Genomic DNA, 15,335 nt, shown 5'->3' with positions numbered 1-15,335 from the left:
CCGCACCCTCACCCCACGGAGCACTCTCATGCATGACGACCGCACCCTGGTCGAAGCCCGCCTCAAGCGCGTCCTCGACGAGCGCATACGCCCCGCCGTGTACCCCGAGTCCGTACCGCTGGACGTGGCGGTGTGGCACGCGCCCGGCGAGCCCGTGCCGGTCGCCGAAGGGCTCGCGGCCGCGCCGGAGCCGATCGAGGTGGGCGCGCGCTGGGGTGCTCCGTGGGGGACCAGCTGGTTCTGCGTGACCGGGACCGTGCCGGAGGCCTGGGCGGGCAGGACCGTCGAGGCGCTGCTGGACCTCGGCTTCGACGAGAACATGCCCGGGTTCCAGTGCGAGGGGCTGGTCTACCGGCCCGACGGCACTCCGGTGAAGGGCCTCAACCCGCGCAACCAGTGGGTGCGCATCGGCGCCCCGGTGGAGGGCGGCGAGCAGGTCCGGCTGCACATCGAGGCGGCCTCCAACCCGGTGATCCTGGACTACCACCCGTTCCTGCCCACGCAGCTGGGCGACAAGGAGACGGCGGGCAGTGCGCCGCAGTACCGCTTGGAACGCATGGACCTGGCGGTCTTCGACGAGACCGTGTGGCAGCTCGTCATCGATCTGGAGGTCCTCGGCGAGCTGATGGCCGAGCTGCCGGTGGAGTCGGCGCGGCGTTGGGACATCCTGCGGGCCGTGGAGCGCGCCCTGGACGCGGTGGACCTCCAGGACGTGGGCGGCACGGCGGCCGCGGCCCGTGCGCTCCTGGCGGAGGTCCTGTCCGTGCCCGCTGTCCCCTCCGCTCACCGCATCAGCGCCGTCGGACACGCGCACATCGACTCGGCGTGGCTGTGGCCGCTGCGCGAGACCGTCCGCAAGGTGGCGCGCACGACCTCCAACATGACGGCCCTGATCGAGGACGAGCCCGACTTCGTCTTCGCCATGTCCCAGGCCCAGCAGTGGGCCTGGGTGAAGGAACACCGGCCCGAGGTGTGGGCACGGGTGAAGAAGGCGGTGACCGACGGGCGCTTCGTGCCCGCCGGTGGCATGTGGGTCGAGTCGGACACGAACATGCCGGGCTCGGAGGCGATGGCCCGTCAGTTCGTGCACGGCAAGAGGTTCTTCCTCGACGAGTTCGGCATCGAGAACGACGAGGCCTGGCTGCCCGACACCTTCGGCTTCGCCGCCGGGCTGCCCCAGATCGTCAAGGCGGCCGGCTCCAAGTGGCTGCTCACGCAGAAGATCTCGTGGTCGCAGACCAACAGGTTCCCGCACCACACCTTCCAGTGGGAAGGCATCGACGGCACCCGCATCTTCACGCACTTCCCGCCCGTCGACACCTACAACTGCTCCATGAAGGGCAGCGAAATAGCCCACGCCGCGCGCAACTTCAAGGACAAGGGCGTCGCCCGGCACTCCCTCGCGCCGACCGGCTGGGGTGACGGAGGCGGCGGCACCACGCGCGAGATGATCGCCAAGGCGGGCCGGCTCCGCGACCTCGAAGGCTCCGCGACCGTGGTGTGGGAGACCCCCGAGAGGTTCTTCGAGAAGGCGGAGGCCGAATACCCCAACGCGCCCGTGTGGGTGGGCGAGTTGTACCTGGAGCTGCACCGCGCCACGCTCACCAGCCAGGCGAAGACCAAGCAGGGCAACCGGCGCAGCGAACACCTCCTGCGCGAGGCCGAACTGTGGGCGGCGACCGCGACCGTACGAACCGGATTCCCCTATCCGTACGAGGAGTTGGACCGCATCTGGAAGACGGTCCTGCTCCACCAGTTCCACGACATCCTGCCCGGTTCGTCCATCGCCTGGGTGCACCGGGAGGCGCGCCGGACGTACGAGAAGGTCGCCGAGGAACTGGACGGCATCATCGACGCGGCCCAGCGTGCGCTGGCCGGCGAGGGCTCGGCGGCACTGCTGTTCAACTCCGCGCCGCACCGCCGGGAGGGCGTGCCCGCCGGCGGTGCCGGTACGCCCCTCGTCGAGGGCGAGGCCGCGCTCGCTCCGCGCGTGAACGGGGGCTACGTCCTCGACAACGGTCTGCTGCGCATCGAGATCGACGCGCGGGGGCTGGTCGTCTCGGCGTACGATCTCGGCGTCGGCCGCGAGACCGTTGCACCCGGACAGGCCGCCAACCTGCTGCAGATCCACCCCGACTTCCCGAACATGTGGGACGCCTGGGACGTGGACGAGTTCTACCGCAACACGGTCACCGACTTGGTCGACGCGGATGAGATCGTGCCTGGTGAGGACGGCGCGTCGGTCCGGATCGTACGGTCCTTCGGCGCGTCGCGGGTCACTCAGGTGCTGTCGCTCGCGCCGGGCGAGCGACGGCTCGGCATCGACACCGAGGTGGACTGGCACGAGACCGAGAAGTTCCTGAAGCTCGCCTTCCCGCTCGACGTGCATGCCGACCGGTACGCATCCGAGACCCAGTTCGGGCACTTCTACCGGCCGACCCACACCAACACGTCGTGGGAGGCGGCCAAGTTCGAGGCGTGCAACCACCGGTTCGTGCACATCGAGGAGCCCGGCTGGGGCGTGGCGCTGGTCAACGACTCGACGTACGGCCACGACGTCACCCGGACCGTACGCGACACCGACTCCGGTACGACCACCACGGTGCGTGTCTCGCTGCTGCGCGCCCCGCGCTTTCCCGACCCCGAGACCGACCAGGGCGTCCACCGTTTCCGGCACGCCCTGGTGCCGGGCGCGGCGATCGGCGACGCGGTGCGCGAGGGGTGGCGGATCAATCTGCCGCAACGGCGGGTGACCGGTTCGCGGGAGGTCGCCCCGCTGGTCACCGTGGACCAGGACGCGGTCGTCGTGACGGCGGTCAAGCTCGCCGACGACGGCAGCGGTGACGTGGTGGTCCGCTTCCACGAGTCCCACGGCGGCCGTACGCGGGCCGCACTCACCGCGGGCTTCGAGATCGCGGCCGTCACGGTGACCGACCTGCTGGAGCGGCCGCTCGCCGGGGCGGCGGCGCCGCTCCGGGACGGCGACCGGGTCACGGTGCCGCTGCGCCCGTTCGAACTGGTGACGCTCAGGCTGAAGCGCGCCTGAGACACGGCACGGCTGCGGGCCCGCGGCGACATGAGCCGCCGCGGGCCCTGCTGAGGCGCGGGCACCTCTGAGCCCCGAGCCATGAGCGGCTGCGGGCCCCCTACGGCGGGCGCGACCGCGAGCCCTGAACCTTGATGGCTGCGGCCCCACTATGGCGGGAGCGCCTTCGAGCCCCGAGCCATCAGCGCTGCGAGCCCCCCACGGCCGGAGGGGCTGTAGACCCAGGGCCTGGGCGGCTGCGAGCCCCCCCCCGGCTGGAGGGGTTGTGGACCCAGGGCCTGGGCGGCGGTGGTCCCGGCGCTTGGGCGGCTGTGGACGTTCCACGGCTGGGGCGGCTCTGACCCCCAGGCATGGGCGGCTGCGAGCCCACCGCGGCCGGAGTGGCCGTGGGCCCGCGGCTCGAGCGGCTGACGGCCCGCCCGCTGCGGCGGGAGCACCTACGCCTTGAGCTGGGTCCGCAGCCACTCCTCCACCTCACCCACATGCGCGGCCGCCGCCGCGCGCGCAGCCTCCGGGTCGTGGGCGACCAGCGCTCGGTGGATCGCCGCGTGCTCGCGCCGGGTGCGCTCGAAGGCGCCCTCCTCCTGGTAGCCGCGCCAGACACGGGCCCGGAAGGTGCGTGAGGAGAGGCCCTCCAGGATGGCCGCCATCGTGTCGTTGCCCGCGGCGGCCGCGATCTCGCGGTGGAAGGCCAGGTCGTGCGCGAGGATCTGCTCCGGATCGTCGGTCGCGTTCATCGCCGTCAGATGCTTCTCCACCTCGGCGAGCTGGTCGGGGGTGATCCGCGCGGCGGCCAGCGCGGTCGCCGTCGACTCCAGGATCCGGCGCAGCTCCAGCAGCTCGACCAGGCGTGGGCCACGCGAGAGATCGGCCACGACACCGAAGGTCTCAAGGAGGTCGCCGGCCTCCAGCTGTGTGACGTAGATGCCCGATCCGTGCCGCGCCTCCAGGACACCGAGGACCGTGAGCGCACGGATCGCCTCGCGCATCGAGCTGCGCGAGATGCCCAGCTGGGCCGCCAGATCGCGCTCGGTCGGCAGCCGCTGCCCCGGCTCCAGGCGGCCCTCGCCGATCATCGCCTTGATCCGCTCGATGGCGCGCTGCGTCACGGTGCCCTTCTGCGGGGCCGGCTCGTCCACGCCACTTCCTCCTGATTGTCGGGTGCGCCGCAGTCTAACGACCGGAGTGGTCGGACCACTATGGCTTGGAAGTAGGAAAATTTGGCGTCGGAGGGTGTTGTGAGGGGGAAGTGGTCTGATAAATATTCGTCCCGGTCGGAAGAGGGACCTCCGGCCACGCGTCCTGCTCGATCACGCTCAATGAGGAGCCGTCAGATGGCCGGCAGAACAGTGCGGAACAGGCGAATCTCGTCGCGGGCGGTGCGTGCGGCGGCTGCGGCCGCCTGCGTGACCCTCGTGCTCACGGCATGCGGCAGCACCAAGGACACCGTCGCCTCGGGTGGCGGGGGAGGCGGCGGTACCGGCAAGGTCGGGGTGATCCTGCCCCTGCTGACCTCGCCGTTCTGGCAGTCGTACAACGACTACGTCCCGAAGATGGCGAAGTCCGAGGGCGTGGACGCGCTGAAGACCGTCAACTCCAACAGTGACCCGTCGCAGCAGATCACCGACATCAACAACCAGCTCAACCAGGGCGTGAAGGGCCTCGTCGTGGCCCCCCTGGACAGCGCCGCGATCGCCGCGGGCCTCGACCAGGCCGAGCGCAAGGGCGTGCCCGTGGTCGCCGTCGACGTGGCGCCCGAGAAGGGCAAGGTCGCCATGGTCGTACGGGCCAACAACGTCGCGTACGGCGAGAAGGCCTGCGAGTACCTCGGCAAGCAGATCAGCTCCGGCAAGGTCGTGCAGATCATGGGCGACCTCGCGTCCGTCAACGGCCGTGAGCGCTCGGAGGCCTTCCGCTCCTGCGTGAAGAAGAACTACCCGAAGCTGAAGGTCCTGGAGATCCCGGCCAAGTGGGAGTCCGACACCGCGGCCTCCAAGCTGGACACCCTCCTGAACGCCAACCCCGACATCAAGGGCATCTACATGCAGGCGGGCGGCGTCTACCTCGCGCCCACCCTGCAGACCCTCAAGTCCAAGGGCATGCTGAAGAAGACCGGCCAGGCGGGCCACATCACCATCGTCTCGAACGACGGCATCCCGCAGGAGTTCGACGCCATCCGCAAGGGCGAGATCGACGCCACCGTCTCGCAGCCCGCCGACGCCTACGCCCAGTACGGCATGTACTACATCAAGGCCGCGATGCAGGGGAAGACGTTCAAGCCCGGCCCGACCGACCACGACTCCGAGATCGTCAAGCTGCCCAGCGGCATCCTGGAGGACCAGCTGCCCGCGCCGCTGGTGACCAAGGACAACGTGGACGACTCCAAGCTCTGGGGCAACACGGTCAAATGAGTACACCACTGGTGGAGGCGCGGGGGGTGGCCAAGCGGTACGGCCCCACCGTCGCCCTCCAAGACGGCCGGCTCACCGTCCTGCCGGGCGAGTCGCACGCCCTCGTCGGCCGCAACGGCGCGGGCAAGTCCACCCTCGTCACCATCCTCACCGGCCTCCAGGCCCCCGACGAGGGCACGGTCCGTTTCGACGGTGAGCCCGCGCCCGCGCTCACCGACCGCGACGCCTGGCGCCGCAAGGTGGCCTGCGTCTACCAGAAGCCCACCGTCGTACCGGAGCTGACGGTCGCCGAGAACCTCTTCATCAACCGGCAGCCGGTGGGCCGGGGCGGCTTCATCAGCTGGCGCCGGCTGAAGTCCGAGGCGGCCGAGGTCCTGGAGACCTGGGACGTGCGGGTCGACCCGGACGCGCGGACCGCCGACCTCAAGGTCGAGGACCGTCAAATGGTCGAGATCGCCCGGGCGTTGAGCTTCGGCGCCCGGTTCATCGTCCTCGACGAGCCGACCGCTCAGCTCGACAACCGTGAGATCGAGCGGCTCTTCACCCGGATGCGCGCGCTCCAGGAGTCCGGCGTCACCTTCCTGTTCATCTCGCACCACCTCCAGGAGGTGTACGAGGTGTGCCAGACGGTGACGGTCCTGCGCGACGCCCGCTGGATCACCACCGCCCCGGTCGCGGATCTTCCGCGCCCGGCGCTGGTGGAGGCGATGGCCGGGGAGTCGATCGCCGAGCACACGGCCACGCGCACGTCCGTGGCCGCGGACGCGCGAGTGATGCTCGACGTCGAGGGACTGACCTCGGACGCGTACGACGGCATTGACCTCACCGTCCGCAGCGGTGAGGTCGTCGGTCTCGCCGGCTCCAGCGGCAGCGGCAAGATCGAGCTGGCCGAGTCCTTCGCCGGCCTGCACACGCCGACCGGCGGAACCGCCCGACTCGACGGCGAGCGGCTCCCGTTCGGCGATGTGCAGGCCGCGCTCAAGGCCGGCGTCGGCTGTGTTCCGCGCGACCGGCACGACCAGGGTCTCGTCTCCGCGATGAGTATCGGCGACAACGCCACCATGAGCGTCCTGAACCGGCTAGGCAGCTACGGGTTCATCGGCACCGACCGCAAACGCGGCTTCGCCGCCGAGCTGATCGAGCGCCTCGACATCCACACCGAGGGCCCCGAACAGCCGGTCTCCGACCTGTCCGGAGGCAATGCCCAAAAGGTCGTCATGGCGCGCGCCCTCGCCTCCGATCCGCGCCTTCTCGTCCTCATCAACCCCACCGCGGGCGTCGACGTGAAGTCCAAGGAGTCCCTGCTCTCGCGCATGGACAGTGCCCGCGAGGACGGCACGGCCGTACTCGTCGTCTCCGACGAACTCGACGACCTGCGCCGCTGCGACCGGGTCCTCGTCCTCTTCCACGGCCGCGTCGTCGCCGAGCACCCGGCGGGCTGGCACGACCACGAGCTGATCGCCTCCATCGAAGGAGTGGACCATGGCTGACACGAAGGCCCCGTCGGCCTCGACACCCACCTCCGTGCGCGCGCCCGACGCGCGTGCCGCCAAGGCCGTGCTGCTCCGCCGCGCCCGCGAACTCGCCCTCGTGCCAGCCCTGTTGGTGCTTCTGGTGCTCGGCGCGATCGTCAACGACTCGTTCCTCACCGAGCGGAACCTGATCTCCATCCTGGGCGCCTCGGCGGCGCTCGCGATGGTGGTGCTAGCCGAGGCGCTGGTGCTGATCACCGGCAAGATCGATCTGTCGCTGGAGTCGGTGGTCGGCATCGCGCCCGCCGTCGGCGCGCTGCTGGTCCTGCCCGCCGCGCAGTCCGGCTGGGGCACGGAATGGCCGGCCGCGCTCGCCCTCCTCGCGGTCCTCGTCGTGGGCGGAGTCATCGGCGCCTTCAACGGCATCCTCGTGGTGAAGTTCAAGCTCAACGCCTTCATCGTCACCCTCGCGATGCTGATCGTGCTGCGCGGGCTGCTGGTCGGCGCCACCAAGGGCAAGACGCTCTTCGGCATGCCCGACGCGTTCTTCTCGCTGGCCACCACCACCTTCCTGCGCGTCCCGCTGTCGGTGTGGCTGGCCGCGATCGCCTTCGGTGTCGCCGGGCTGATCCTCAAGTACCACCGGATCGGCCGCGCCCTGTACGCGATCGGTGGCAACGCGGAGGCGGCCCGCGCGGCCGGCATCCGCGTCGACCGGGTGGTGCTCGGGGTGTCCGTCGTCGCGGGCGTCCTCGCCTCCGTCGGCGGGATCATGCAGACCGGTTACGTCGGCGCCATCAGCGCCAACCAGGGCAACAACATGATCTTCACGGTGATGGCGGCGGCGGTCATCGGCGGCATCAGCCTCGACGGCGGCAAGGGCACCATGTTCGGCGCCCTCACCGGCGTGCTGCTGCTCGGTGTCGTACAGAACCTGCTTACGCTCGCCCAGGTGCCGTCCTTCTGGATCCAGGCCATCTACGGCGGAATCATCCTGGTCGCCCTGATGATCGCCCGCGTGACCACCGGCCGCGCCCAGGACTGACCTCCCTTCGCTCGCGTACGGACCCTTCCGTACCCCCTGTCCCGGACCGAAAGGCCTCCCGTGTCCCCAACTGCCGCCCGTATCACCGCGGTCGACACCTACGACATCCGCTTCCCCACCTCGCGCGAGCTCGACGGCTCCGACGCGATGAACCCGGACCCCGACTATTCGGCGGCCTATGTCGTGCTGCGCACCGACGCCGCCGACTTCCCCGAGGGGCACGGCTTCACCTTCACCATCGGGCGGGGCAATGATGTCCAGGTCGCCGCGATCGCCGCGCTGCGGGGGCATGTGGTCGGACGGTCCGTCGACGAGCTGTGCGCAGACCCGGGCTCCCTCGGCCGCGACCTGATCGGCGACAGCCAGTTGCGCTGGCTCGGACCCGAGAAGGGCGTGATGCACATGGCGATCGGCGCCGTCGTCAACGCCGTGTGGGATCTGGCCGCCAAACGCGCGCACAAGCCGCTGTGGCAGCTGCTCGCCGACGCCGAGCCCGAATGGCTCGTGCGCCAGGTCGACTTCCGTTACATCACGGACGCGCTCACGCCGGACGAGGCGTTGGACCTGCTGCGGCGGGGCAAGGAGGGGGCCACCGAACGCGCCGCGATCCTGAGGGCCAAGGGCTTCCCCGCGTACACCACCTCGCCGGGCTGGCTCGGCTACAGCGACGAGAAACTCACCCGTCTGGCCGCCGAGGCCGTCGCCGACGGATTCAAGCAGATCAAGCTGAAAGTGGGCGCGGACCTGGCGGACGACGTACGCCGCTGCCGGGTCGCCCGCTCCGTGGTCGGCCCGGACATCCGCATCGCCATCGACGCCAACCAGCGCTGGAACGTCGACGAGGCCATCACCTGGACGCAGGCGCTCGCCGAGTTCCGGCCCTACTGGATCGAGGAGCCGACGAGCCCGGACGACGTCCTCGGCCACGCCACCGTCCGCAAGGCCGTCGCCCCCATCAAGGTCGCCACCGGCGAGCACGTACAGAACCGCATCATCTTCAAGCAGCTGCTCCAGGCCGGTGCCATCGACGTCCTGCAGATCGACGCGGCCCGTGTCGGCGGCGTCAACGAGAACCTCGCCATCCTGCTGCTCGCGGCCAAGTTCGGCGTGCCCGTCTGCCCGCACGCCGGCGGTGTCGGGCTGTGCGAACTCGTGCAGCACCTTTCGATGTTCGACTTCGTGGCGCTGTCCGGCGCGACCGACGACCGGGTCATCGAATACGTCGACCATCTGCACGACCACTTCCGCGACCCGGTGGTGATCCGCGAGGGTCACTACATGGCACCCTCCACACCGGGTTTCTCGTCGACCATGCGGCCCGAGTCCATCGCTGAGTTCACCTACCCCGGCGGCACCTTCTGGGCCGCTGACCTCGCCCAGCAGGCACTCGCCGACCAGAAGGGGGAGGCGGCATGACGGACGCTCAGGGCGCTCAGGACTTCGAGGGACTCAAGGCGCTGGTGACCGGCGGCGCCTCCGGCATCGGCCGGGCCACCGCCGACCTCCTCGCCGCGCGCGGCGCGCAGGTCGCCGTCCTCGACCTCGACCCCTCGTCGGTCGAGAAGCCGCTGCTCGGCTACCGTGCCGATGTCACCGACGACGCGTCCGTGCGCTCGGCGGTGGCCGCGGCGGTGGCCGACCTCGGCGGTCTCGACGTACTGATCAACAACGCGGGCATCGGCGCGCAGGGCACCGTCGAGGACAACGACGACGAGCAGTGGCACCGGGTCCTGGACGTCAACGTCCTCGGCATGGTCCGTACCGCCCGGGCCGCCCTGCCCCGGCTGCGCGAGTCCGCGCACGCGGCGATCGTGAACACGTGCTCCATCGCCGCGACCGCCGGCTTGCCCCAGCGCGCCCTGTACTCGGCTTCCAAGGGCGCGGTCCTCTCTTTGACCCTCGCCATGGCCGCCGATCACGTCCGCGAGGGCATCCGGGTGAACTGCGTCAACCCGGGCACGGTCGACACGCCCTGGGTCGGCCGCCTGCTCGACGCGGCCCCCGACCCGGCCGCCGAACGCGCCGCGCTTCAGGGCCGCCAGCCCACCGGCCGCCTCGTCTCGGCAGCCGAAGTCGCGGGCGCCATCGCCTACTTGGCGAGCCCGCTGTCCGGCTCGACCACGGGCACGGCGCTCGCCGTCGACGGCGGCATGCAGGGGCTGCGGCTGCGACCGGTGGGCCAGTGAGCACGCTGGGCAGAAGCGGTGTCGAGGTCAGCGAGCTGTCCTTCGGCGCCGCGGGCATCGGCAACCTGTTCACCGCGGTCAGCGACGAGCAGGCGTACGAGGCGCTCGACGCGGCCTGGGCCGGCGGCATCCGCTACTTCGATACCGCGCCGCACTACGGCATCGGCCTCTCCGAGCGGCGCCTCGGGGCGGCCCTGCGCGAACGGTCCCGCGCCGAGTACACCGTCTCCACCAAGGTGGGCCGCCTCCTGGAGCCCACGGACGCGGGCGGGGACGATCTGGCCGACGGCTTCGCCGTGCCCGCCACGCACCGCCGCGTCTGGGACTTCAGCGCGGACGGCGTGCGCCGTAGCCTGGACGCCAGCCTTGAACGGCTCGGCCTGGACCGGGTGGACGTCGTCTACCTGCACGACCCGGACGACCACGCCGAGCAGGCCTTCCGTGAGGGCTACCCCGCCCTGGAGAAGCTTCGCTCGCAAGGCGTGGTCGGCGCGATCGGCGCGGGCATGAACCAAGCCGAGATGCTCACCCGCTTCGTCCGCGAGACGGACGTCGACGTGGTGCTGTGCGCGGGCCGCTACACGCTGCTCGACCATCGGGCACTGACCGAGCTGCTGCCCGACGCCCAGGAACGCGGTACGTCCGTCGTCATCGGCGGCGCCTTCAACTCCGGGCTGCTGGCGGACCCGCGGCCCGGAGCGACGTACAACTACGCCGCCGCACCGACCGAGTTGCTCGACCGGGCCCTGCGTCTGAAGGCTGTCGCCGAGCGGCACGGCACCACGCTGCGCGCCGCCGCCCTGGCCTTCCCGGCCGCCCACCCGGCCGTCGCGAGCGTGCTGGTGGGTTCCCGCTCGGCGGACGAGGTCCGCGACTGTGTACAGCAGTTCGCCACACCGGTGCCCTCGGAGTTCTGGGTGGAACTGCTCGCGGAAGGACTGCTGCCCGCCACTGCCCCCGTACCCGTACAGGAGCCCTCATGAGAGTCGCGCTGCACACCAAGGTCCGCGCGGACCGAGTCGCGGCGTACGAGGCCGCGCACCGCGAGGTCCCGGCCGAGCTGACCGCTGCGATCCGCGCGGCCGGAGCCACCTCTTGGACCATCTGGCGCAGCGGCACCGATCTCTTCCACGTCCTGGAGTGCGAGGACTACGGGCGGATGCTCGCCGAACTGGAGAAGCTGCCGGTCAACATCGCCTGGCAGGCCCGCATGGCCGAACTCCTCGACGTCGTCCACGACTACTCCGACGAGGGCGCGGACGCCGGCCTGCCGGTCGTGTGGGAGCTGCCGTGAGCGTGGACGCGCACCACCATGTGTGGGACCTCTCCGTCCGCGACCAGGACTGGATCACCGGGCCCGAACTGCGGCCCCTGCGACGGAACTTCACCCTCGCGGATCTCGCACCGCGAGCGCGGGAGGCCGGGGTGGACCGGACGATCCTGGTGCAGACGATCACCGTCCCGGAGGAGACCCCCGAGTTCCTCGCTCTCGCGACGGAGAGCGAGCTGGTGGCGGGAGTCGTGGGGTGGACCGATCTGACCCGCGCGGAGGTGGCCGACGAGCTGGCGCGGCTGCGGGAGCTGCCGGGTGGCGAGTACCTCAAGGGCATCCGCCACCAGGTCCAGGGCGAGACCGACCCCGAGTGGCTGCTGCGCCCGGACGTACGCCGGGGGCTGGCCGCCGTGGCCGAGGCAGGGCTCGTCTACGACCTGGTCGTCGTGCCGCACCAGCTCCCGGCCTGTGCCAAGGCGGCCGCCGTCCTGCCCGAACTCACCTTTGTCCTGGACCACCTGGGCAAGCCGCCGGTCGCCTCGGGCGAACTCGAACCGTGGGCGTCGGACGTCCGGGCGCTCGCCGCACTGCCCAACGCCGTGTGCAAACTCTCGGGCCTGGTCACCGAGGCCGACCTCGCCGCATGGACGACCGACACACTGCGCCCGTACGCCGACACGGTCCTGGAGGCCTTCGGCCCCGACCGGCTGATGTTCGGGTCCGACTGGCCGGTGTGCACGCTGGCGGCTGCGTACGGGCAAGTCGTCAGCACCACTGAGGAGTTGACGGCCGGTCTCGGTGACACCGCCAGGGAGGCCGTCTTCTCCGGCACCGCCACCCGCGTCTACGGCCTCTGACACACGCGGCTCCCTGCCACGGCTCCGGCGCCTCGGGGACCGTCTAGTGCCGCGTCAGCAAAGGTTTGGACGGGGCGAACGTCGCCTGCTCGGGCACTAGTACGGAATGCGACGCTCGTCCGCCGTCTCCAGCCGCGTCGGCGGCAGGAAGTCGCGTACGTACGTCCGGTGCCAGCACGCGCCCGTCTCCCGCAGCTCGTGCCAGGTCGTGTACCGGTAGTGGAAGAGACGCGCGCGGACGTAGTGCGGCGGGGCGTCGGCGGGGAACGGGGAGCGGCGCAGCAGCCGCAGCGTGTCGCGGTCGTTCTCCAGGAGCCGCTCCACCAGACTCGTGAACCACGTGCCGGCGTACGCCGGGGAGAGTGCCACGAACCACATCAGCCAGTCGAGTCGCAGATGGTACGGAGCGAACTGGCGCGGCCAGTACCGTGGATCGCCCGGTTTGCCCTTGAACTCGTACTCCCGCCACTCCGATTCCTCGTAGGGCATGGCGTCCGCCGTGCCCTCGAGGACCACCTCGTAGCGCACGCGGCTGACGCTGCCGAACGCTCCGTAGGTGTTCACCAGGTGGAGCGGGTCGAAGGAGCGGTTCATGACCTGGCGCCGGGAGAGCAGATTGCGCGCCGGGCGGTAACTGAGGGCCAGTAGGCCCGTGCCCACGGCGAGGACCACGACCTCGTACCAGAGCGGTGGGCCGGCCACGTGCGGGGGAGCGGTCGGGATCTCGACAGCCGACAGGGCCAGCACGATGGTGATCCAGTTCAGCCATGAGAAGTTGCCGGACAGCACCAGCCACAGCTGGGTGAGGATCATCAACGACGCGGCGGCCGTCGCGATCGGCTGCGGGGTGAACAGCAGGATCGGCACGACGAGTTGGGTGACGTGGTTGGCGGCCACCTCCATGCGGTGGAACGGCTTCGGGAGGTGGTGGAAGAACCAGCTCAGCGGGCCCGGCATCGGCTGTGTCTCGTGGTGGTAGTACAGGCAGGTCAGCTTCCGCCAGCACGCGTCGCCCCGCATCTTGATCATCCCGGCGCCGAACTCGACGCGGAACAGCACCCAGCGCAGCAGGAAGAGGACGACGATCGGCGGGGCCACCTCGTCGTTGCCGAGGAAGACCGCGAGGAAGCCCACTTCCAGGAGCAGGGACTCCCAGCCGAACGAATACCAGGTCTGGCCGACGTTGACGATCGACAGATAGAGCGCCCATGGAACGAGCCACAGCAACATTCCGCCCCAGAGCGGCAGTAGCGAGTCCAGGCCGGCGATCAGCGCCACCGACACCGCGCAGCCCGTCCAGGCCCAGGCGGCGAAGAAGCGGTCCGAGTAGCGCAGATGGAACACGCTCGGCGCGTGGCGGAACGCAACGCGCTCCACGAAGCGGGGGACCGGCAGCATCCCGCGCTCCCCGATCAACGCGCGGAACTGCAGCGCCGCGCCCAGGAACGCGAAGAGGTACACGACGGCCAGCGCCCGTTGGAAGACCAACCGGCTCAGCCAGTACTCGGGGGCGGTGAACCAGTCCACAGCAGTGCTCCTCTCCCTCCCATTGTGACGTTGGGTGACCGCCTCCGCTTGCGTAAGCCAACTGGGCGACGCAGACAATAGTGGACGAATTGCCCGGGATGAACGGGAGAACGTGGTGCGCAAAACCGCCAGAACAGTGGTGCAGATACCCACCAGAACCTTCGTCATGGCCTGCGTGCTCTCGGCGGCGCTCCTCGTCGCCGGGTGCGTCGGCGACCACCAGAAGGGTCAGGTGGCGTCCGGCGGATCGGGCGGCGAGGTCTTGCTCCAGCCCGTCGCGGCGCAGGGGCCCGACCCCTTCACCGACTCCACGGCGACCCCGCCGACCGTCACCCGAATGCCGCAGCCGCAGTCCACCGGGAGCCGCTCCGCCGCGCAGGGACTGCGTGCCATCTCGGGTTCCACGCCGGGCCTCTACGGCGGCACCCAGAACGTCGGCAGTTGTGATAGCGAGAAGCAGATCCGGTTTCTGGCCGCGGACCGGGGCAAGGCTCGTGCCTTCGCCCAGACCGTGGGCATCTCCCAGGCCTCCATCCCGGACTACCTGCATGGTCTGACCTCGGTCGTCCTGCGTGCCGACACGCTGGTCACGAACCACGGGTTCAGCAACGGCCGGGCGTCCGGCTATCAGTCCGTGCTCCAGGCGGGCACCGCCGTCCTCGTCGACAACCTGGGCATGCCCCGTGTCCGCTGCGCCTGCGGCAACCCACTGAGCCCGCCCGCCGCGCTCCAGGGGAACTCGGGTACTCAGGGCCGGCCCTGGTCGGGATATCAGCCCTCCCAGGTCGTCGTGGTGACCCCGGCGCCCACCGTGATCACCGACATCACGCTCATCGACATCGTCGACAACACCTGGCTCGAGCGCAGGATCGGCGACGACGGCCACCACGACCACGCCGTGCCGCCGTCCGACGACTGGACGCGGCCCCGGAAACCGGACCACCCGTTGCCCAGCGCCTCGACGACCATGAAGAGCCCGCGGCCCCACGCATCGGAGCCCGACTGTGTGACGCCCACGCAGACGGTGCCCGTCACGCCGGGAGCGACCGAGACCGCCCCGGGAGCGACCGACGACTCCGGGGCCCCGCGGTTCGACGCGGCGAGGCTCGGGCAGCCGACCGACGCTTCGGGGGACCCGGCGGCAGAGCACTCGCGGTGCCCCACGGACACGGCCACGGCCCCGCCGACGACGACGCCCGTGAGCACGCCGGCCCCCTCGGACGGGACCGCGTCGGGCGAGAGCACCGCTCCACAGCCGCGTACGACCGCACCTGACCGGTCCGCGTCCCAGGAGCCCACGTCTCCGCTCGCTCCGCCCAGCGGGTCGAGCGGCACGGGGAACGAGGACATCGGCCCCGACACCGTCCCGGACAGCCCCGACGTACCCGATGGCGCCGGTCTGATCCCCGACGAGTCGCCGGCCCCCGACAGCATCTTCGACGCCCCGACCGACGTCTTCGACAGTTGAGCCACGGCACGGAGGGGGGAGCCCGGAGACGGGCTCCCCAGTCGAATAGT

Annotated in this window: 12 protein-coding genes; 10 read left to right on the top strand and 2 right to left on the bottom strand. The window is 70.6% G+C overall.

Going from position 1 to position 15,335, the window contains the following annotated elements:
* Window positions 1-28: 28 nt before the first annotated feature.
* Window positions 29-3,046 carry an alpha-mannosidase gene (locus ACIBK0_RS14435; RefSeq protein ID WP_399079350.1) on the top strand — a complete coding sequence of 1,006 codons (3,018 nt, stop codon included), beginning with the start codon at window positions 29-31 and terminating at the stop codon, window positions 3,044-3,046.
* Window positions 3,047-3,483: 437 nt separating this feature from the next.
* Here ACIBK0_RS14435 and ACIBK0_RS14430 read toward each other — a convergent pair whose 3' ends face one another.
* Window positions 3,484-4,185: a FadR/GntR family transcriptional regulator gene (locus ACIBK0_RS14430; protein ID WP_399079347.1), complete on the bottom strand. Its 702-nt coding sequence runs from the start codon at window positions 4,183-4,185 to the stop codon at window positions 3,484-3,486.
* Window positions 4,186-4,380: 195 nt separating this feature from the next.
* Here ACIBK0_RS14430 and ACIBK0_RS14425 point away from each other — a divergent pair, with 195 nt between their 5' ends.
* Genes ACIBK0_RS14425 through ACIBK0_RS14390 form a run of 8 tightly spaced genes read left to right on the top strand, consistent with a single transcriptional unit; the run spans window position 4,381 to window position 12,290 of the window.
* Window positions 4,381-5,457 carry a sugar ABC transporter substrate-binding protein gene (locus ACIBK0_RS14425; protein ID WP_399079345.1) on the top strand — a complete coding sequence of 359 codons (1,077 nt, stop codon included), beginning with the start codon at window positions 4,381-4,383 and terminating at the stop codon, window positions 5,455-5,457.
* A complete protein-coding gene (locus ACIBK0_RS14420; protein WP_399079343.1) occupies window positions 5,454-6,947 on the top strand; it encodes a sugar ABC transporter ATP-binding protein in 1,494 nt (497 codons plus the stop codon). Before ACIBK0_RS14425 ends, ACIBK0_RS14420 begins: the two co-directional genes overlap by 4 nt.
* A complete protein-coding gene (locus ACIBK0_RS14415) occupies window positions 6,940-7,974 on the top strand; it encodes an ABC transporter permease (protein ID WP_399079341.1) in 1,035 nt (344 codons plus the stop codon). The genes ACIBK0_RS14420 and ACIBK0_RS14415 overlap by 8 nt, the downstream gene beginning before the upstream one ends.
* 60 nt (window positions 7,975-8,034) lie before the next feature.
* The gene (locus ACIBK0_RS14410; protein WP_399079339.1) at window positions 8,035-9,390 is read left to right on the top strand and encodes an L-fuconate dehydratase; all 1,356 of its coding nucleotides are present in this window, start codon (window positions 8,035-8,037) and stop codon (window positions 9,388-9,390) included.
* Window positions 9,387-10,160, top strand: a complete 774-nt coding sequence (locus ACIBK0_RS14405; protein ID WP_399079337.1) for an SDR family NAD(P)-dependent oxidoreductase — start codon at window positions 9,387-9,389, stop codon at window positions 10,158-10,160. The genes ACIBK0_RS14410 and ACIBK0_RS14405 overlap by 4 nt, the downstream gene beginning before the upstream one ends.
* Window positions 10,157-11,143: an aldo/keto reductase gene (locus ACIBK0_RS14400; protein WP_399079335.1), complete on the top strand. Its 987-nt coding sequence runs from the start codon at window positions 10,157-10,159 to the stop codon at window positions 11,141-11,143. Before ACIBK0_RS14405 ends, ACIBK0_RS14400 begins: the two co-directional genes overlap by 4 nt.
* The gene (locus tag ACIBK0_RS14395) at window positions 11,140-11,454 is read left to right on the top strand and encodes an L-rhamnose mutarotase (protein ID WP_399079333.1); all 315 of its coding nucleotides are present in this window, start codon (window positions 11,140-11,142) and stop codon (window positions 11,452-11,454) included. Before ACIBK0_RS14400 ends, ACIBK0_RS14395 begins: the two co-directional genes overlap by 4 nt.
* On the top strand, window positions 11,451-12,290 hold the full coding sequence (locus ACIBK0_RS14390; protein ID WP_399079331.1) for an amidohydrolase family protein: 840 nt from the start codon (window positions 11,451-11,453) through the stop codon (window positions 12,288-12,290). Before ACIBK0_RS14395 ends, ACIBK0_RS14390 begins: the two co-directional genes overlap by 4 nt.
* A gap of 96 nt (window positions 12,291-12,386) precedes the next feature.
* Here ACIBK0_RS14390 and ACIBK0_RS14385 read toward each other — a convergent pair whose 3' ends face one another.
* Window positions 12,387-13,817, bottom strand: coding sequence for a lipase maturation factor family protein (locus ACIBK0_RS14385; RefSeq protein ID WP_399079329.1), 1,431 nt, complete (start codon window positions 13,815-13,817; stop codon window positions 12,387-12,389).
* 115 nt (window positions 13,818-13,932) lie between these two features.
* Here ACIBK0_RS14385 and ACIBK0_RS14380 point away from each other — a divergent pair, with 115 nt between their 5' ends.
* A complete protein-coding gene (locus tag ACIBK0_RS14380; RefSeq protein WP_399079327.1) occupies window positions 13,933-15,285 on the top strand; it encodes a DUF6777 domain-containing protein in 1,353 nt (450 codons plus the stop codon).
* The last annotated feature ends 50 nt before the right edge of the window (window positions 15,286-15,335 follow it).

It is taken from the genome of Streptomyces sp. NPDC050564 (genome assembly GCF_044457265.1).
Taxonomy (GTDB): domain Bacteria; phylum Actinomycetota; class Actinomycetes; order Streptomycetales; family Streptomycetaceae; genus Streptomyces.
This window is presented reverse-complemented; position numbering and strand designations above follow the sequence as displayed.